This window comes from Streptosporangium sp. G12, assembly GCF_052983175.1.
Window position 1 is genome coordinate 42,313 of sequence record NZ_JBRIQO010000022.1, and the last position, 15,365, is coordinate 57,677.

Below are 15,365 nucleotides of genomic sequence, written 5' to 3' on the forward strand. Positions count from 1 at the left end.
GCGGCCGCGCCCCCGGCCGCGATCCCCACCCGTAGGCCCGCCCCCGCCGGACGAGGGTCACGGGGGTCACGGGGGTCAGGGGATCCGCGACCCCAGCAGCAGGGCCACCCCGGCGGTCAGCAGCCCGGCCAGGATCGCCGCCACCACGAACCAATGGGTGATCTCCTGGTTGACCGTCCGGTAGCCCAGCGAGGTGCCGATCTGCTCGTACACCTGCTTCAGCTCGCTGCCCGACTCCGCCTGGTAGGCCCGGCCGCCCGTGCCCTCCGACAGGGTCTGCAGGGTGGCCTTGTTCACCGGGACGTTCACGTCGCGGCCGTCGATCGAGACCGTCCCCTCCTGGGTGCCGTAGGCGATCGTGGAGACCGGGACCCGTACGCTCTTGGCCGAGTCGATCGCCTCGGCCACCGAACGTCCCGAGGTGTTGTCGCCGTCGGACAGCAGCACGATCGCGGCCGGGGGCGGGTCGGTCACCGCCTGCTGGTCGAAGGAGCGCAGCGACTCCAGGGAGCTGAACACCGCCTCGCCGATCGCGGTGCCCGCCCGGGTGCCGAGGGTGCCGAGGGAGGTGCCGACCGCCTGGTGGTCGGTGGTGGGCGAGACCACGACCGACGCGGAACGGGCGAAGGCGACCAGCCCGACGTTGAACCGTTCCGGCAGGTCCGCGACGAACTTCTGGGCGGCCTCCTTGGCCGCGGTGATCCGGTTCGGCTGGACGTCGTCGGCCTCCATCGACAGCGAGACGTCCAGCGCGATGATGATCGTCGCCCGGTCGCGGGGGATGCGCACCGAGTCGGCGGGACGGGCCGCGCCCACGATCAGCAGGCTCATCATGACGAGGAACAGCGCCGGGGCCACGTGCCGGCGCCAGCCGGGCCCGGCGGGGGCCACCAGCGTCAGCAGGGGCAGGTTGGTGAAGCGCAGCGCGTAACGGCGCCGGGCGAACTGGGCGGCCACGTAGCCCGCCACCAGCAGCGCCAGCGCGGCGAACAGCCACATCCAGGCCGGAGAGAGGAATGTCACCGTGTCGCTCCCGACCTCGGGGGCCGATGGGTCAGGTGCGCCATGCGACGCTGCCGCAGCACGAACTGCGCGATGTCGAACACCCAGTCGCGGTCGGTGCGCAACACCAGGTGGGCCACCCCGCAGCGGCGCAACGCCACCTGGTTGGTCATCCGCTGCGCGGCGGCGGCCTCCGCGTAGGCCTGGCGGACCCGGGACGTGAGCTGGATCTGGCGGCTCCGTCCCGTCTCCGGGTCGGTCATGCTGACCAGCCCGACCGGCGGCAGCTCCAGCTCGCGAGGGTCGATCACCTCGACGGCCAGCACCTGGTGGTGGGCGGCGAGCCGCCGGATCGGCCGCTCCCAGGGCAGCTCCAGGCCGGGATCGAGGGTGGGCTCGGGGTCGAGGAAGTCGGAGACGATCACCCGCAGGCCGCGCCGCCGCCGCGCCGAGGCCAGGATCTCGATGGCCTCGGCCAGATCGGGGGCACCGGCGACGGCGCGGCCCCTGGGGGCGTCCATCAGCGAGTGCAGCAGGCCGTACAGCGCCGGGCGGCCGCTCCTGGCGGGCATCCGGTGGACGTACTCGTCGTGCAGGACGTACGTGCCGAAGCGGTTGCCGATCCGGCCCGACAGGAAGCCGATCGCCCCGACGGCGGCCACGACCAGGTCCCGCTTCTCCATGCCGGCGGTGCCGAAGTCCATGCTGGGCGACAGGTCCGCCAGAGCCCAGGTCTCCAGCTCCCGGTCGGCGATCAGGTCGCGCACGTGCGGGACGGTCGTGCGGGCGGTCACCGCCCAGTCCATCCGCCGGATGTCGTCCTCGCCGGGCACGTAGACGCGGCTGTCGCCGAACTCGCTTCCCGGACCGGGGAGGAGTCCCTGGTGGGCGCCCTGCAGCAGCCCGTCCAGGCGCCGGACGATGGTGAGCTCCAGTCGCCGCAACGCCTGCTCGGCCGTACTCAGGTCGGGATCGCCGGCGCCTTCGAGGCCGGTCACCGGGAGCCCTGGTTCCAGACGACGAGCGGGGGCGGCACCGCGGCGAGGACCTGGCGGACCACGTCCTCGGGGTCGATCCCGTCGGCGATGGCGTCGAAGGTGAGCATCAGCCGGTGGGACATCACGTCCACCGCCACGTCGCGCACGTCGTCGGGGAGCAGGTAGTCGCGGCCGCGCAGCAGCGCCAGGCCGCGTCCCGCGGCGACCAGGCCGAGGGTGGCCCGGGGGCTGACGCCGATCTCGATGTTCTCCTGCAGCTCGGGCAGGCCGTATTCGGCGGGGGAGCGGGTGGCCATCACGAGCCTGACCACGTAGTCGGCGACGAGCTGGTGGACCGAGACCTGGTCGGCCATGGCCTGCAGCGCGGCCAGCCGCGCGGGGTCGAGCACCGGCCTGGGGGTCGGCGGGGTCACGCTCATCCGGTGCAGGATCTCCAGCTCCTCGTGGGCGCTGGGATGGGTGACGCGGACCTTGAACAGGAACCGGTCGCGCTGGACCTCGGGAAGGGGGTAGACGCCCTCCGACTCGATCGGGTTCTGGGTGGCCAGCACGATGAACGGCCTGGGCAGCGGATGGGTCTCCCCGGCGAGGGTCACCTGCCGCTCGGCCATGACCTCCAGCAGCGCCGACTGGACCTTGGCCGGGGCCCTGTTGATCTCGTCGGCGAGCAGGAAGTTGACGAACACCGGGCCGAGCTCGACGTCGAAGGCCTCGCGGGACGGGTGGTACACCCGGGTTCCCACGATGTCGCTCGGGACCAGGTCCGGGGTGAACTGGATGCGGGCGAACTCCCCGCCGACCACCGTGGCCAGGGTCGAGGCCGCCAGGGTCTTGGCCACCCCCGGCACCCCCTCCAGCAGGCAGTGGCCCCTGGCCAGGAGCGCCACGAGCAACCGCTCCACCATGTGCTCCTGCCCGACGATGACCCGCCGGACCTCGGTCAGGGCGTCGCGCAGCAATCCGGTGTCGGTCTCGCTCGGCAGTTCTTCGGCGACGGTCATGTCGGTATTCCATCAAATGAAATGGCGGCTCGCACGACGGGCCCGCCCCGTATTTCCTGACAGCGCCCGCCGCGTGCCCGCCGCGTGCCCGCAGGGCGCCCCCGGCGTGCCCCCGCGTGCCCGCGGGGCGGCCCGTCCCGGCGGCCCGCGGGGCGTGGTGTGATCGGCCGGGTGTGCTTTCATGTCAGACGTGGCCACTCCACTCCAGTACGGTGACCCGCCCCAGCTGGGGCCCTTCCTCGTGCAGGCCCGCCTGCGCGTGGGACCCGCCGGGCTGGTCTACCTCGGGCTGGCGCCCGACGGCCGGGCCGTCTCGGTCGCGGTGCTGACCAAGGGGGCGGCGCTCGACCCGGCGGCCCGCGACCGCTTCGTCACCGGGGTCCGCGACGCGACGGCGAGCCGTTCCGGCGTGCGGGGCTGGGTGGCCAGGGCGACACGCGCGCGCACCGCGGTGGCCGACACGGTCCCGCAGGTGCTGGCGATGGACGGCGGGAGCGCCCCGTGGGTGGCCACGCCGTACGAGCCCGACAGGGCCGGGGCGGAGCGGTTCCTGGAACCGGTGCTGGTCAGCGGCACGCTGATCGGCGAGCAGCACGGCCCCGACTTCGCGCCGCACTGGGTGGGCGACCGCTCGCCCGCGCTGCCCGCGCCGCCCAAGGGCGCGCCGCCGCCGACCGAGACCCGCAGGTCCGTGATCATCGCCGGGGTCGTGCTGACCGTGCTGCTCGTGCTGCTGGCGGTGATGGTCTGGTTCCTGCTGCGCAGGGAAGACGATTTCGAGCCGTTGCCGAGGCCGCTGCCGCCCACGGTGTTCGTCCCGACCCCGCCGCCGGTCCCGGCGACGCCCGAGCCGGGCCGGCCCACCCCGTCGCCGTCGCCGAGCCAGAGCGGGACCGGCACGCCCGGCCCGCAGGAGGGCGACGAGAACGAGGGCGAGCCCATCTAGGGGCGCCCGCCCGGTGCGTCCGGACGCCCCGGGGCCGGACACGCCCGCCGGGCCCGAAGTGAACCGGGTGGACGCCCAGGCGGGAAGATCGCATCTCCCCTGTCGAAAAGGCCTGCCCGGGCGAGGTGCCTCCGTCGGGCTTTAAGTGAGCCGGGTGCGTGTCCGGGGGGAGATCCCATGGGTCTTCTCTGTCTTACTACTCGCTTACGAGTACTCATGTTTGACTATCCCCATCTACTCGTGTTTGAGTAGTCGCATGAGTAGTACGCGATTGTTCATCCTGGGGGCGCTGGCCCGCCGGGGGCCGATGCACGGTCACCAGATCCGGCAGAGCGCGCAGACGGACCGGACCGAGCTGTGGACCGACATCAAGGTCGGGTCCCTGTACGGGGCGCTGCACCGGATGGAGGCCGAAGGGGTGATCGAGACGGTGCGCACCGAGCAGCAGGGCAACCTCCCGGCGCGGACCGTCTACGCGATCACCGAGGACGGCGGGCTGGAGCTGGAGTCGCTGCGCGAGGCGGCCCTGCGCGACACCCGCCTGCGGCCCGACCCCGTGGACCTCGCTCTCCAGCTCAGCTCCGACATGGGCGAGGGGGAGCTGCGGGCCGTCATCGAGGACCGGCACCGCAAGCTCACCGCCGAGCTCCAGACCTGGCAGCGGCTGAGGGAGGCGGCCACCCCCCACCTCCGCGGCCTCGAACCGCTCGGTTTCGACCACACCCTCGTCCGCCTGCGGGCGGAGATCACCTGGCACGAGACGCTGCTCGACGAACTGCCCCGGCTCCTCGGCGCCGGGGGATCCCCCGGGACGCCCCCCGGCGACAACGACGGCGACAACGACGGCGAAGGAGCCTGACATGCCCGCGAGACCACTCGACGTCCTCGTCGTCGGAGGCGGCATAGGAGGCCTGGCGCTGGCCCAGGCGCTGCTGCCCTCCGGGGTGAACGTCCAGGTCTACGAGCGCGAGCGCGACGCCGCCGGCTGGGTGCGGGGCTACCGCATCCACCTGAACCAGATCGGCAGCCGGGCGTTGCACCGGTGCCTGCCGGGCCCGCTGTGGGAGGCGTTCCTCGCCACCTCCGGCCACCCCGGCCCCGGCTTCGGCTTCCACACCCACCAGCTGCGAGAACTCGTGTTCGTGGAGGAGAGCGTGATGACCGGCGGGGCGGCCGACCCCTCGGGGGGCCAGTACGCGGTCAGCCGCACCACCCTGCGCAGGCTCCTGCTGGCCGGGCTGGAGGGCGTCGTCCACCACGGCAGGACCTTCCAGCGCTACGAGGTGAGGCCGGACGGCAGGATCGTCGCCTTCTTCGCCGACGGCACCTCGGCCACCGGGGACGTGCTGGTCGGCGCGGACGGCGCCAACTCGCGCGTACGCGGCCAGTATCTGCCGCGGGCCCGCCGTGTCGACACCGGCGCGCTCGCGATCGGCGCCCGGCTGCCGCTGGACGACCGGGTCCGCGGGTGGCTGCCCGGAAACCTCGCCGACGGGCTCAACCTCATCCTGCCGCCGAGCGGGAGCGCCATGTTCACCGCGGCCTTCAACGGCAGACGCAGGGCGGATCGCCTCCTCGCCCGGGGGGCGGGTCCCGGTTCCGCCCGTGAGCCCGGGGTCGCCGGAGGAGCCGGCCGCACCGCGCGGGAAGAGGGCCTCGCCGATCTGGAGACCGGCCTCGCCGGGTTCGGGCTCGACCTGAGGTCCCTGGTCGACGATCTCCAGGACTACGTGCTGTGGGCCTTCGTCGCCCCTCACGGGACCTATCCGGCCGGGGCCGCGGACCTCGACGGTGACGGGCTCAAGGCTCTGGCCGGGACGATGACCTCCGGCTGGCACCCCGACCTGCGCCGCCTGGTCGCCGAGGCCGACCCGGCCAGTGTCCAGTTGATGCCGTTCAAGACCTCCGTCCCCGTCGGCCGGTGGCCCGCGACGCCGGTGACGCTGCTCGGGGACGCCATCCACAACATGACGCCCGCGATGGGCTTCGGCGCCAACACGGCGCTGCGCGACGCCGCCCTGCTGGCGAGCAGGCTGGTGGCGTTCCGGCGGGGCAGGGGCGGCCTGACGGAGGCCATAGGCGGCTACGAGACCCGGATGCGCGAGTACGGCTTCGGTGCCGTCCGCACCTCCGCGAGGTTCGCGGAGTTCATGATCTCCGGCAACCCTCTCGTCCGGCGCGGCGCGAAGGCCTGGTTCCGCCTGTGCGACACCCTGCCGCCGGTCAAGCGGATGAGCTTCGGCCGCCTGTGGACCGACGGCGCGGCAGGGGAGGGGGAGACGGTGGCGCGCCCCTGAGGGCGGGCGATCCGTGACCGCCCCCGCGTTCCCCGGCTCCTCGCCGGTAATTCGCTTGAGTCTCCCGTAACGGGAGCCTTTACCGTCGCGGGCATGGAAATCATCGTTCACGACACCCCACGGGTCATGCTGGACCTGGCGAATCTCCCGCTGGAGCGGCGCCCGGAGGCGCTGCGCGCGATGCTGGCGCCCATGCGCGAGGCCATTCCCATGTCCGGCGACCTCGTCGACATCCACCACATGGGCGGCGGCTTCCGCGTGGACCGTGACGACGACCGCCACCTCCCCGCGCTGCGGCGGCTGGTCGAGCGGGACGTGCGCGGCCAGATCGAGGACGCCCTGCGGTCCGCCTGGAGGCATCTCGGCGACGCCGTGCCGGACCTCAAGGGGCCGGAGAGCCTGCAGGTCATGCTCGTGCTCGGCGACCCCGACGACGCGTACCTCACCAACGTCGCCGGCGGCTACTACGGCATGGGCGGCTCGCCGGGCTGGCTCTACCTGCTGGCCTGGCCCTCGGACGACGTCATCGGCAGGATCGCCCACTGCGCGGTGCACGAGTTCCACCACCAGGTGCGCTACCGCAACGTGGAGTGGAACCCCGCGACGGTCACGGTCGGCGAGCACGTCGTGTCCGAGGGGCTGGCCGAGGCGTTCGTCAGGGAACTGTCGGGCCCCGAGGCCATGGGCCCGTGGTCGGGGATGGTGACCGGCGCGGAGTTCGACCGCGCGTACGAGACGATCACCGCGGCCGCGGGTCTGCAGGGCATGTGGAACACCCCGGCCTACGTGCTGGGCGACACGGCCATGAGCAGGTTCGGCCGGGAACCGGCCGGCGTCCCCGACATGGCCGGTTACGGGGTGGGCCTGCGCATCGTGGACGCCCACCTGGCCGCGTCCGGCCTGACGGTCGCGCAGAGCACGGTGCTGCCCGGGGAGGAGATCCTGCGCAACGCCGGGGTGACCGTCCAGCCGTCCCAGCCGTCCCAGCGGTCCCAGAAGTCCCAGGTGGTCTCCGGGGTCTCGGCGGGGGGAGACGAAGCCTGATCCGCAGGCGGCGGTGACGGCCTGGGCGCGGTCGAAGGCTCCGGCCGCCACCCTCGTACCCTCCCTCCCCAGGAGTTCGATCGCCGCTCTCATGAGAGGGACCACGCGGGGTAGGGGGCGGCCGTGAGCGAACTCCGGCAGAGCGACCCCGCCGAGCCCGGCATCCTGCGACGGCGCCGGGGCAGGGGGTTCAGCTATCACTATTCGAACGGCACGCCGGTCCGCGACCGCCGTGTCCTCAACCGGATCAGGGCGCTGGCCCTGCCGCCCGCCTGGACCGACGTGTGGATCTGCCGGTCGGCGGACGGGCACATCCAGGCGATCGGCACCGACGCCGCGGGACGCCGCCAGTACCGCTACCACGACGTCTGGCGCGAGGAGCAGGACCGGGCGAAGTTCGACCGGGTGCGGCGCATGGCCGAGCGGCTGCCGGTGTTCAGGGAGCGGGTGGCCGAGCACCTGGGGCGGCGCGGGCTGCCGCGCGAGCGGGTGCTGGCCGCCGCGGCGCGGATGCTCGACATCGGGTTCTTCCGGGTCGGCGGGGAGTCGTACGAGTCCTTCGGGCTGGCCACGCTCAGGATGGAGCACGTCACCTGCTCGGCGGGGCGCGTCATCTGCTCCTACCCGGCCAAGGGAGGCAAGCCCAGGGAGCTGCAGATCGTCGACGTGGACGTGTGCAAGGTGATCACCGCGCTGCACGACGCCGAGGGGGAGGGGGAACTGCTGCGCTACCGGAACGGTTCCGGCTGGACCGACGTGCGCAGCGACGACATCAACGCCTACCTGCGTGAGACGCTCGAGACCGAGGTGTCCGCCAAGGACTTCAGGACCTGGCACGCGACGGTCCTGGCCGCCGTGGGCCTGGCCGTCTCCTCCCGGGCCCGCTCCAGGAACGGCAGGAGGAGGGCGGTCAGCCGGGTGGTCGCGGAGGTGGCCGACTACCTGGGCAACACCCCGGCCGTCGCCCGCGCCTCCTACATCGACCCGCGCGTCATCGACGCGTACGGCAGGGGAAGGACCGTCGCGCGGGCGCTCGACCGGCTGGGCGCCGACACCGGGTTCGGGCGGCTGGCCACGCACGGCGCCGTGGAGCGGGCCGTCGTCTCCCTGCTGGGCGGGAGGTGACGGCATGATCGGCGATCGGGCGGGCATGTCGCCGTTGAGGTTGTGCCCCGCGAAGAAAGAGGAGAGGTGACCACGCAATGCCGGCACGCGAGGAGATCCCGACCACCCTGCGGCGTTCGCCGAAGAAGGCGCAGGAGACGTGGATCAAGGCACATGACTCCGCGGTGGAGACCTACGGGGAGGGGGAGCGGGCGCACCGCACGGCGTTCGCCGCGCTGAAGCACTCCTTCGAGAAGGTCGGCGACCACTGGGAGCCGAAGGGCCGCAAGGGCCCGTCCGACACCCAGGCCGCCCGGAGCAGGCCCAAGGCGGGCAAGACCGCCGAGGGGGTGGACGCCAACGCCTCCAAACAGCACCTGTACGACGTGGCCAGGCGCCTGGACGTCAGGGGGCGGTCCACGATGTCGAAGGAGGAGCTGGTCTCGGCCATCAAGAAGGCGAACCGGCGGGCCACGGCGAAGGCCCGCTGAGCTCCTGAGCTCCTGAGCGCCGCACGCCCACCCGGGGACCGTGTTCCCGGGTGGGCATTGCCATGCGTAAATCACTGCCCCTTTTTGCGAAGATTTTCTTCCTTATCGCCATAAAGCGCCTTATGTCGGATAAGGGGGCCGTGTATCGATATGTATATCGCACGCCGAAGCGATCGCGGCAGGGAAGGAAGCGTCGTCATGACGGATGTGTCGAGCATGGGACCCCAGCCGGGCGATGACCGTCCGGTCCTGACGAATCGTCAGGGGCACCAGGTCTACGACAACCAGAACCAGCGCACGGTCGGCGCGAGGGGCCCGGCCACGCTGGAGAACTACCAGTTCCTGGAGAAGATCAGCCACTTCGACCGTGAACGCATCCCCGAGCGGGTGGTCCACGCCCGGGGGACGACCGCCTACGGCCACTTCGAGGCCTACGGCAAGCTCGGCGACGAGCCGATCGGCCGCTACACGCGGGCGAAACTCTTCCAGGAGGCCGGCAAGCGGACCGACGTGGCCGTGCGGTTCTCCACGGTGATCGGCGGCAGGGACTCCTCGGAGGCCGCCCGCGACCCGCGCGGGTTCGCGGTGAAGTTCTACACCGAGGACGGCAACTGGGACCTCGTCGGCAACAACCTCGGCGTCTTCTTCATCAGGGACGCCATCAAGTTCCCCGACGTGATCCACGCGCTCAAGCCGGACCCGGTGACGTTCAGGCAGGAGCCCGGCCGGATCTTCGACTTCATGTCGCAGACGCCGGAGAGCATGCACATGATCGTCAACCTGTTCAGCCCGCGCGGCATCCCCACCGACTACCGGCACATGCAGGGCTTCGGCGTTACTACTGCAACATCCTAAGGGTAGATCTTTCTTTGCGTCAATCATGCTCTGACCTGGGAAGACGTCACTCTGTGCAACGCTCGTGACAAGCCTCAGGGGCTGTACAAACTGCCCATAGAGGGGTCGCAACGGACCCTTGTGCCCATGACTGCCCATGGAAACCCCCAACTCTCAGTGATCGTTTACATGAGATTGGCAACGATTCATCAGTGTGGTAGCTTTTCGTTCGTCGCCACCGAGGGACAGTGCGAAGCCGGTACACAAGATCGGTAAGTGAAGATCTCGAAGCGGCGGAGTTTGCCAGGCGAATATTAGTCTGGTAGCTTCAAAATATGCACCGCCACCGACTGGCCCCAAAAGCCAGAAAGTAGAGCGGATACGCACTCGGCACAAATTGACAGTATTAACGTGGGCACCGTCGCCAGAAGAACGGTCCGGGATCAGTAGCTAAGCTCGTAAGGCGAACCGCTGAAATCTCGTGAGGTGGAAAGATACAAAGACGGCTGTCACGGCCGCGCCCCAGTGACTACAAGACCACAAAGGTTCCGTGGAAACTTAACCGAAAACCGTGGGCCTGCTTATGCAGGCAGTACTGGCTCTGGGTTGGAACCTGACTACGTGGATTCGATAGTAATTGAGCGTACGGCCACATGTCCGTACGTTCGGATCACCGTCGAACGCACTCACAACTGAATAGAATTGCACATAATCCAATAACAGGGACCGATACCACCATGTTAAACATACGAGTTGAAACCGTATGTGACCACTTCTACCACTACTATACGTATTCGTAATACCCAAGGAGAGGGGCAGCCCATTGATGTAAACAGCATACGAGCCTACTAAGGAATCAAAATGGCAAACAGGCAGATTGATCCTCTGGAACTCAGGCGAATGGTTGAGTCCGGGGTTAACTACAGCGAGATTGCCCAGCATTTCGGCGTTTCGGTCGGTGGTGTACAGCAAGCCGTCGAGCGAATCGGCCTCCAGAGGAAGAACCTCCGGCACGATAAATTCATCCCCTGGAAGATGTCCAAGGACCACAACCAGTCCGGACCCACCACCTCCCTGCGCCAACTGAGCCGGGTCGCACAAGGGCAGCAGGTGCCCCTTGCGAAACTGAACTCCGCGCTGCGCTGGGCCACTCGTTTACACGATGCCCACCTGGACATCGACTACAACGAGGAGACCGGCTTTTTCGAGAAGCCCGCCGACGAGACCAACTGGCACATCAAGATGGTCCTCGACGACGTAGACCGGGCTCTCAATCAATAGACTTCCCCTCTCGTGTGCGGGAATAGCGGCCCCATCTGACTGGGGCCGCTTTTTTCACCCCCAAGTACATAAGATTGGTAACACTATGCTCGGACCCGCCAACCTCAATGACCTCAACGCCCCTGAGCCCATCCTGTCCCTGCCCGGTCTCTCGGTAGACCTCTCCAGGGGCGAGCAGGGGACGTACTACGAGATCACCGCCGAGCGAGAAGCCTTCAACACGGTCGCCGACATCATCGCCGGGCTCCAGCTCCTGCCACCGGACGCGCTGATGCGCGACGCGTTCAGCTATCCGGACGGCATCTGCATCAACTTCTGGAAGGAGGTTGGCTGACCTATGATCTCAAACAAGAGTGTGGGAGCGATCAAGTGAGTCGTCGAACGTCCGTCTCCCGGATCACGAGCATCGCCCGCTGCGGAACGGCCTTCGAGCTGGAACGCGTGATGCGCCTGCCCTCCCTCCCGGCCGGATGGCTCGCCCAGGGAACCGCCATCCACGAGGCCGCCAACCGCTGGGAACTCTCAGGCCGGACCATGTCCATCCCTGAGGCCCAGGAGGTCTTCAAACGCACGTGGACGGCCGAGATTGCCAAGGCCGACGCGGTGGAGCCCGACCGCGACAGGTGGCTTGTAGGGGGCCGCAAGAAGGTCTCCAACGACCTTCGTGACCGCTACGACGGCGGCTTCGAACAGGTCGCCAACTACATCACCTACAACCTCGAAGACACCAGCCTCCAGCCCTACCTCATGCCGGACGGCTCAGTCGCCGCCGAAGTCGGCTTCGAGATCGAGTTCCAAGGCGTCGTCGTCCGGGGCTACATCGACATCATCATGCAAGACACCGCCACCGGTGAGCCGCTCATCCGCGACATCAAGAGCGGCGCCAAGGTCCCCTCGGTGCCCTTCCAGCTCATCGTCTACCGAAAAGCCATGAGAGAGATTCTCGGCATCGACGTGACGTGGGGCGACTTCTTCATGACCCGCGACGGTAAACCCACCCGCGCCATCGACCTCACCACCCTGGACAACGAGTGGATCGAGAAGTGGTTCGTCCGCCAGGTCGAGATCGAGCGACAGGGCCTGTACCTCCCCAACCCCGGTGACGCCTGCCGGACCTGCGGCGTCGCACCCCACTGCCCCGCACTGAAATAGGAGGTGAGGAGATCCTTCTTCTTTCTCACGCCAAGCGAAAAGCCAAGGACGCAGGCGCCCCCATCCCCACGGTGTGGAAGTCCCTCGAAGCGCTGGGCGTACACGTCCGCCGTAGCCAAGTCGCCATGGTCGTCGCGGCGCCAGGAGTGGGCAAATCCGCCCTCACGTTGAACCTCGCGATCCGCTCCGGCTGCCGGGGCATCTACATGAGCGCCGACAGCGACGAGGTCACCCAGGCCATCCGCGCAGCGGCCATCATCACCGGCGAACGCGTGCAGGACATCGAGGCCGCCTACAAGGCCGGCAAGGGGGAGAAGTACGACACGACCCTGCGGGATTTCAACAGGATCTGGTTCGACTTCGACGCCGCACCGTCGCTGAGCCACATCGAAGCCGAGGTCACCGCCTACGCCTACATGTATGGCAAATGGCCTGAGCTGATCGTGCTGGACAACCTCGCCAACGTCTTCGACGAGGACGGCGGGGAGGGCTTCACGAGCCTGGAATCCACCATGAGTTTCCTCGCTGATCTGGCGCGCAAGACCGAGGCCGCGGTGGTCGTTCTTCACCATGTCGTCGGCGATGCCGAGTCCGGAGACCAGCCGCTCAAGCTCAAGGACGTCCGGGGCAAAATCAGCAAGCTCCAGACCCTCATCATCGGTCTGGCCTACACCGACACCTACACCCCCCAAGGCAGGGCCATGGGCGTATACGTCCTGAAGAACCGCTCAGGCATGGCCTCGGCCTCCGGAGACCTGATGGTCGAGCTGGAGGCGGACCTGGACCGCATGCTCATCACCGACATGCAGACACCCGCGACCGGCCCAGGCACGCTGCCAGACGAGGTCTGGGACGACTTCAAGCGGGACTTCTATGAAGCGCTGTGAGCGATGCGAGCGCAACCGCGACGAACGCTTCTACTCCGGGCCTCGCGGCCGGATCTGCCTGTCATGTCAGAAGAAGTCGAGAAGCGACGCCACCCACCGGGCGCGCGTCGGCAAGACCTACGGGTTGCTGCCGGGGGAGTACGACACCCTCTTCTCCGCCCAAGGCGGCGTCTGCGCCATCTGCCTGGGAACTCGCAAGCAACGCCTGAGCGTGGACCACGACCACAAGACCGGCCTGGTGCGCGGACTCGCATGCCGGATGTGCAACGGACGGCTGCTCACCGCAGCCAGAGACAGGCCCGAGGTTCTGCGGGCCGCTGCCGAGTACCTGGAGAACCCACCAGCCCTTCGGGTCCTTGGGGAGCGCTACGCCAGCGAGGAAGCCAACATCAACACCCGCCGAAGGAGAAAACGATGAAGTACTACACCTCCACCCCGCCCAAGAACCTCAACCGCCCGGCGCCGCGCGAGCCGAAGCCCGCCAACCCCGCCATGATGCTCGCGTTCGGCAAGGCCCTTTCCGCACGCACCGATACATGAGTTTGGTAGCCATGGATCTTCCCATCACCCCGCTACTCCAGCACTTCGGCGCGAACGTCCCCCACGTGGAAGAGGGAGGCCGATGGAAGTCGATGAAGTGCCCCTTCCACGCCGACACCAACGCATCCGCCTCCGTGCGATACGAGGCGTTCAACTGCTTGGCCTGCCCCGCCACAGGCAACGCCTACACCCTGCTACGGAGGGTCCAACTAGATGAAGGCGATAGTCCCCAGCGCATCCTCCAGGAGGTTTATGGAGCTGACCTCCAGGGCGTACCACGACCAGCTCGACGACGAGGCTTTGGCCTACCTGACGGGCCCGGAGCGGCTCCTGAGCGAGGAGTCCATCGCAAGCCATCGAATCGGCGTCGTCCGTTCTCCTGAGCCCGGACACGAGCACGTCAGAGGCCACCTGGCCATCCCCTACCTCACGCCTGACGGCGAGTGCGTAGCGATCCGCTTTCGGCGGCTCGGCGACGGCGACGGACCCAAGTACCGCTCGCTCGCTGGCGACATCCCCCGCCTCTACGGCACCGAGGCACTGCAACTGGGCACCCGCAACATCTGCGTGACCGAAGGCGAGTTCGATCGCATCATCGCCAAGCAGTGCGGCCTACCCGTCGTCGGCATCCCCGGCGCCAAGGCATGGGAGCCCATCTGGAAGAGGCTCCTGGTCCAGTTCGACTCCGTGTACGCCCTACACGACGACGACGAGCCCGGCCGCGAACTGGTGGCCAAGATCGCAGATGGCCTGGACAACGTCCGCCCCATCCCGATGACCGGTGGCGACGTTACTTCTTACTTCGCCGCCCATGGCAGAGATGGGCTGCGAGCCAAGCTCGGAGCCTGACCCCTTTTTTCCACTCAAACAAGAGATTGGTAGCTCATGACCAGCGAAGAACTCGCCAACGAGATCATGTCCGCCGTCATTGCAGTCCAGAACCGCATCCTCACGGTCGGCCGAGCCCAGTACGAGGAAGGCGCGAACCAGAAGTTCGAGCGGCAGAGCGTCATGGAGATCGTCGACTACGCCCTCGAAGAGGTTGAGGACGGCATCGCCTACAACGTGATGCTGCGCTACAAGCTCATCCACCTCAAGGCCGCACTCAACAAGGCGTTCTCGGGCGTCGCCTCCCAGGCCCCGCAGCCCCCAGCGCCCGCGCCGCTTCCCCCGGCCTACCGCTCCGCCCACGACATCCTGATGGGCCCCTGATGGCGCCCGAGCACATCGAGCAGGCGGCCGAGGACGTCTGGAGCGCCTACGTGGAGCTGACCGTCAACGGCTTCGCCCACGACGAGGCGGTCAAACTCGCCGGCCTCGTCCTCATGCACGCAGACCGAAGGGGAAACAGATGAACCTGTCCGGCGAATGGGAACTCGATCCCACCGAACTGTCCGGGCTGTTCCAGGCCAAGGGCTGGTGCTACCACACCGACGAGGGCCTGATCCTCCCCAGCGCCAAAACCATCGAAGGCATGCTCGCCCGCCTCATCGGCGAGGCACTCTCCACCGGCCACGACGAGGTCCAGGGCGGCCGGTTCATGGTCTTCAAGGACCCCGAGCTGCCCAACAGCTACGACCTCTGGCTGAACGTCGGCTTCATCTGGGATGAGGACAAGCTCACCGAAGAGGAGCGGGAGATCCTCGCCGCAGGCGACGACGAGGACGACGACGAGTGAGCCTCCAGACGCGAGCGCGCTACGCGGCGCTGCGCCGACACAAGAGGCGCCAGGAAAGCGGCCTGTGGTGCGAGCCGGGGTGCTCGTTCCACACCGCAGCCAAGCTCACC

Annotated in this window: 19 protein-coding genes and 2 pseudogenes; 18 read left to right on the forward strand and 3 right to left on the reverse strand. The window is 68.5% G+C overall.

The window, feature by feature from the left end:
• Positions 1-75 precede the first annotated feature (75 nt).
• The 3 genes from ACVCAG_RS30755 to ACVCAG_RS30765 are packed head-to-tail and all read right to left on the reverse strand — an operon-like array spanning position 76 to position 3,001.
• On the reverse strand, positions 76-1,023 hold the full coding sequence (locus tag ACVCAG_RS30755; protein WP_440087475.1) for a VWA domain-containing protein: 948 nt from the start codon (positions 1,021-1,023) through the stop codon (positions 76-78).
• The gene (locus ACVCAG_RS30760) at positions 1,020-2,000 is read right to left on the reverse strand and encodes a DUF58 domain-containing protein (RefSeq protein ID WP_440087476.1); all 981 of its coding nucleotides are present in this window, start codon (positions 1,998-2,000) and stop codon (positions 1,020-1,022) included. The genes ACVCAG_RS30755 and ACVCAG_RS30760 overlap by 4 nt, the downstream gene beginning before the upstream one ends.
• Positions 1,997-3,001, reverse strand: a complete 1,005-nt coding sequence (locus ACVCAG_RS30765; RefSeq protein ID WP_440087477.1) for an AAA family ATPase — start codon at positions 2,999-3,001, stop codon at positions 1,997-1,999. The genes ACVCAG_RS30760 and ACVCAG_RS30765 overlap by 4 nt, the downstream gene beginning before the upstream one ends.
• Before the next feature lie 181 nt (positions 3,002-3,182).
• On the opposite strand from ACVCAG_RS30765, the gene ACVCAG_RS30770 reads away from it, so the two are divergent.
• The 18 genes and pseudogenes from ACVCAG_RS30770 (at position 3,183) to ACVCAG_RS30855 (ending at position 15,255) form a co-directional block, all read left to right on the forward strand.
• Positions 3,183-3,947, forward strand: coding sequence for a hypothetical protein (locus tag ACVCAG_RS30770; protein WP_440087478.1), 765 nt, complete (start codon positions 3,183-3,185; stop codon positions 3,945-3,947).
• Between the two features lie 256 nt (positions 3,948-4,203).
• The gene (locus ACVCAG_RS30775; RefSeq protein ID WP_440087479.1) at positions 4,204-4,806 is read left to right on the forward strand and encodes a helix-turn-helix transcriptional regulator; all 603 of its coding nucleotides are present in this window, start codon (positions 4,204-4,206) and stop codon (positions 4,804-4,806) included.
• Between the two features lies 1 nt (position 4,807).
• Positions 4,808-6,244 carry an FAD-dependent monooxygenase gene (locus tag ACVCAG_RS30780; protein ID WP_440087480.1) on the forward strand — a complete coding sequence of 479 codons (1,437 nt, stop codon included), beginning with the start codon at positions 4,808-4,810 and terminating at the stop codon, positions 6,242-6,244.
• 93 nt (positions 6,245-6,337) lie between these two features.
• Positions 6,338-7,288 carry a DUF2268 domain-containing protein gene (locus ACVCAG_RS30785; protein ID WP_440087481.1) on the forward strand — a complete coding sequence of 317 codons (951 nt, stop codon included), beginning with the start codon at positions 6,338-6,340 and terminating at the stop codon, positions 7,286-7,288.
• 123 nt (positions 7,289-7,411) lie between these two features.
• A complete protein-coding gene (locus ACVCAG_RS30790) occupies positions 7,412-8,413 on the forward strand; it encodes a DNA topoisomerase IB (protein WP_440087483.1) in 1,002 nt (333 codons plus the stop codon).
• Between the two features lie 77 nt (positions 8,414-8,490).
• On the forward strand, positions 8,491-8,883 hold the full coding sequence (locus tag ACVCAG_RS30795; RefSeq protein ID WP_440087485.1) for a ChaB family protein: 393 nt from the start codon (positions 8,491-8,493) through the stop codon (positions 8,881-8,883).
• Between the two features lie 198 nt (positions 8,884-9,081).
• Positions 9,082-9,720: pseudogene (locus ACVCAG_RS30800) on the forward strand (catalase); the annotation flags it as partial.
• Positions 9,721-10,578: 858 nt separating this feature from the next.
• Positions 10,579-10,998 carry a hypothetical protein gene (locus ACVCAG_RS30805; protein WP_447190890.1) on the forward strand — a complete coding sequence of 140 codons (420 nt, stop codon included), beginning with the start codon at positions 10,579-10,581 and terminating at the stop codon, positions 10,996-10,998.
• 85 nt (positions 10,999-11,083) lie between these two features.
• Positions 11,084-11,332 carry a hypothetical protein gene (locus tag ACVCAG_RS30810; protein ID WP_447190891.1) on the forward strand — a complete coding sequence of 83 codons (249 nt, stop codon included), beginning with the start codon at positions 11,084-11,086 and terminating at the stop codon, positions 11,330-11,332.
• Between the two features lie 35 nt (positions 11,333-11,367).
• Positions 11,368-12,150 (forward strand): RecB family exonuclease, encoded by a 783-nt coding sequence (locus tag ACVCAG_RS30815; protein ID WP_447190892.1) that lies wholly within the window; start codon positions 11,368-11,370, stop codon positions 12,148-12,150.
• A 71-nt stretch (positions 12,151-12,221) separates the two neighbouring features.
• Positions 12,222-13,037, forward strand: coding sequence for an AAA family ATPase (locus tag ACVCAG_RS30820; RefSeq protein ID WP_447190893.1), 816 nt, complete (start codon positions 12,222-12,224; stop codon positions 13,035-13,037).
• Positions 13,024-13,455, forward strand: coding sequence for an endonuclease VII domain-containing protein (locus ACVCAG_RS30825; RefSeq protein ID WP_447190894.1), 432 nt, complete (start codon positions 13,024-13,026; stop codon positions 13,453-13,455). The genes ACVCAG_RS30820 and ACVCAG_RS30825 overlap by 14 nt, the downstream gene beginning before the upstream one ends.
• Complete coding sequence (locus tag ACVCAG_RS30830) at positions 13,452-13,577, forward strand: hypothetical protein (RefSeq protein ID WP_447190895.1); 126 nt, start codon at positions 13,452-13,454, stop codon at positions 13,575-13,577. Before ACVCAG_RS30825 ends, ACVCAG_RS30830 begins: the two co-directional genes overlap by 4 nt.
• 11 nt (positions 13,578-13,588) lie before the next feature.
• Positions 13,589-13,774, forward strand: a pseudogene (locus tag ACVCAG_RS30835) (CHC2 zinc finger domain-containing protein); the annotation flags it as partial.
• A gap of 16 nt (positions 13,775-13,790) precedes the next feature.
• Positions 13,791-14,426, forward strand: a complete 636-nt coding sequence (locus tag ACVCAG_RS30840; protein WP_447190980.1) for a hypothetical protein — start codon at positions 13,791-13,793, stop codon at positions 14,424-14,426.
• 36 nt (positions 14,427-14,462) lie between these two features.
• Positions 14,463-14,789, forward strand: coding sequence for a hypothetical protein (locus ACVCAG_RS30845; protein ID WP_447190896.1), 327 nt, complete (start codon positions 14,463-14,465; stop codon positions 14,787-14,789).
• Positions 14,789-14,932 carry a hypothetical protein gene (locus ACVCAG_RS30850; protein WP_447190897.1) on the forward strand — a complete coding sequence of 48 codons (144 nt, stop codon included), beginning with the start codon at positions 14,789-14,791 and terminating at the stop codon, positions 14,930-14,932. The genes ACVCAG_RS30845 and ACVCAG_RS30850 overlap by 1 nt, the downstream gene beginning before the upstream one ends.
• Positions 14,929-15,255 carry a hypothetical protein gene (locus ACVCAG_RS30855; RefSeq protein WP_447190898.1) on the forward strand — a complete coding sequence of 109 codons (327 nt, stop codon included), beginning with the start codon at positions 14,929-14,931 and terminating at the stop codon, positions 15,253-15,255. The genes ACVCAG_RS30850 and ACVCAG_RS30855 overlap by 4 nt, the downstream gene beginning before the upstream one ends.
• The last annotated feature ends 110 nt before the right edge of the window (positions 15,256-15,365 follow it).

Excerpts from the sequence above, each read along its gene's own strand:
- ACVCAG_RS30765 (WP_440087477.1), bottom strand. The coding sequence starts at position 3,001 with ATGACCGTCGCCGAAGAACTGCCGAGCGAGACCGACACCGGATTGCTG.
- ACVCAG_RS30770 (WP_440087478.1), top strand. The coding sequence starts at position 3,183 with ATGTCAGACGTGGCCACTCCACTCCAGTACGGTGACCCGCCCCAGCTG.
- ACVCAG_RS30775 (WP_440087479.1), top strand. The coding sequence starts at position 4,204 with ATGAGTAGTACGCGATTGTTCATCCTGGGGGCGCTGGCCCGCCGGGGG.
- ACVCAG_RS30780 (WP_440087480.1), top strand. The coding sequence starts at position 4,808 with ATGCCCGCGAGACCACTCGACGTCCTCGTCGTCGGAGGCGGCATAGGA.
- ACVCAG_RS30785 (WP_440087481.1), top strand. The coding sequence starts at position 6,338 with ATGGAAATCATCGTTCACGACACCCCACGGGTCATGCTGGACCTGGCG.
- ACVCAG_RS30795 (WP_440087485.1), top strand. The coding sequence starts at position 8,491 with ATGCCGGCACGCGAGGAGATCCCGACCACCCTGCGGCGTTCGCCGAAG.
- ACVCAG_RS30805 (WP_447190890.1), top strand. The coding sequence starts at position 10,579 with ATGGCAAACAGGCAGATTGATCCTCTGGAACTCAGGCGAATGGTTGAG.
- ACVCAG_RS30810 (WP_447190891.1), top strand. The coding sequence starts at position 11,084 with ATGCTCGGACCCGCCAACCTCAATGACCTCAACGCCCCTGAGCCCATC.
- ACVCAG_RS30825 (WP_447190894.1), top strand. The coding sequence starts at position 13,024 with ATGAAGCGCTGTGAGCGATGCGAGCGCAACCGCGACGAACGCTTCTAC.
- ACVCAG_RS30830 (WP_447190895.1), top strand. The coding sequence starts at position 13,452 with ATGAAGTACTACACCTCCACCCCGCCCAAGAACCTCAACCGCCCGGCG.
- ACVCAG_RS30840 (WP_447190980.1), top strand. The coding sequence starts at position 13,791 with ATGAAGGCGATAGTCCCCAGCGCATCCTCCAGGAGGTTTATGGAGCTG.
- ACVCAG_RS30845 (WP_447190896.1), top strand. The coding sequence starts at position 14,463 with ATGACCAGCGAAGAACTCGCCAACGAGATCATGTCCGCCGTCATTGCA.
- ACVCAG_RS30850 (WP_447190897.1), top strand. The coding sequence starts at position 14,789 with ATGGCGCCCGAGCACATCGAGCAGGCGGCCGAGGACGTCTGGAGCGCC.
- ACVCAG_RS30855 (WP_447190898.1), top strand. The coding sequence starts at position 14,929 with ATGAACCTGTCCGGCGAATGGGAACTCGATCCCACCGAACTGTCCGGG.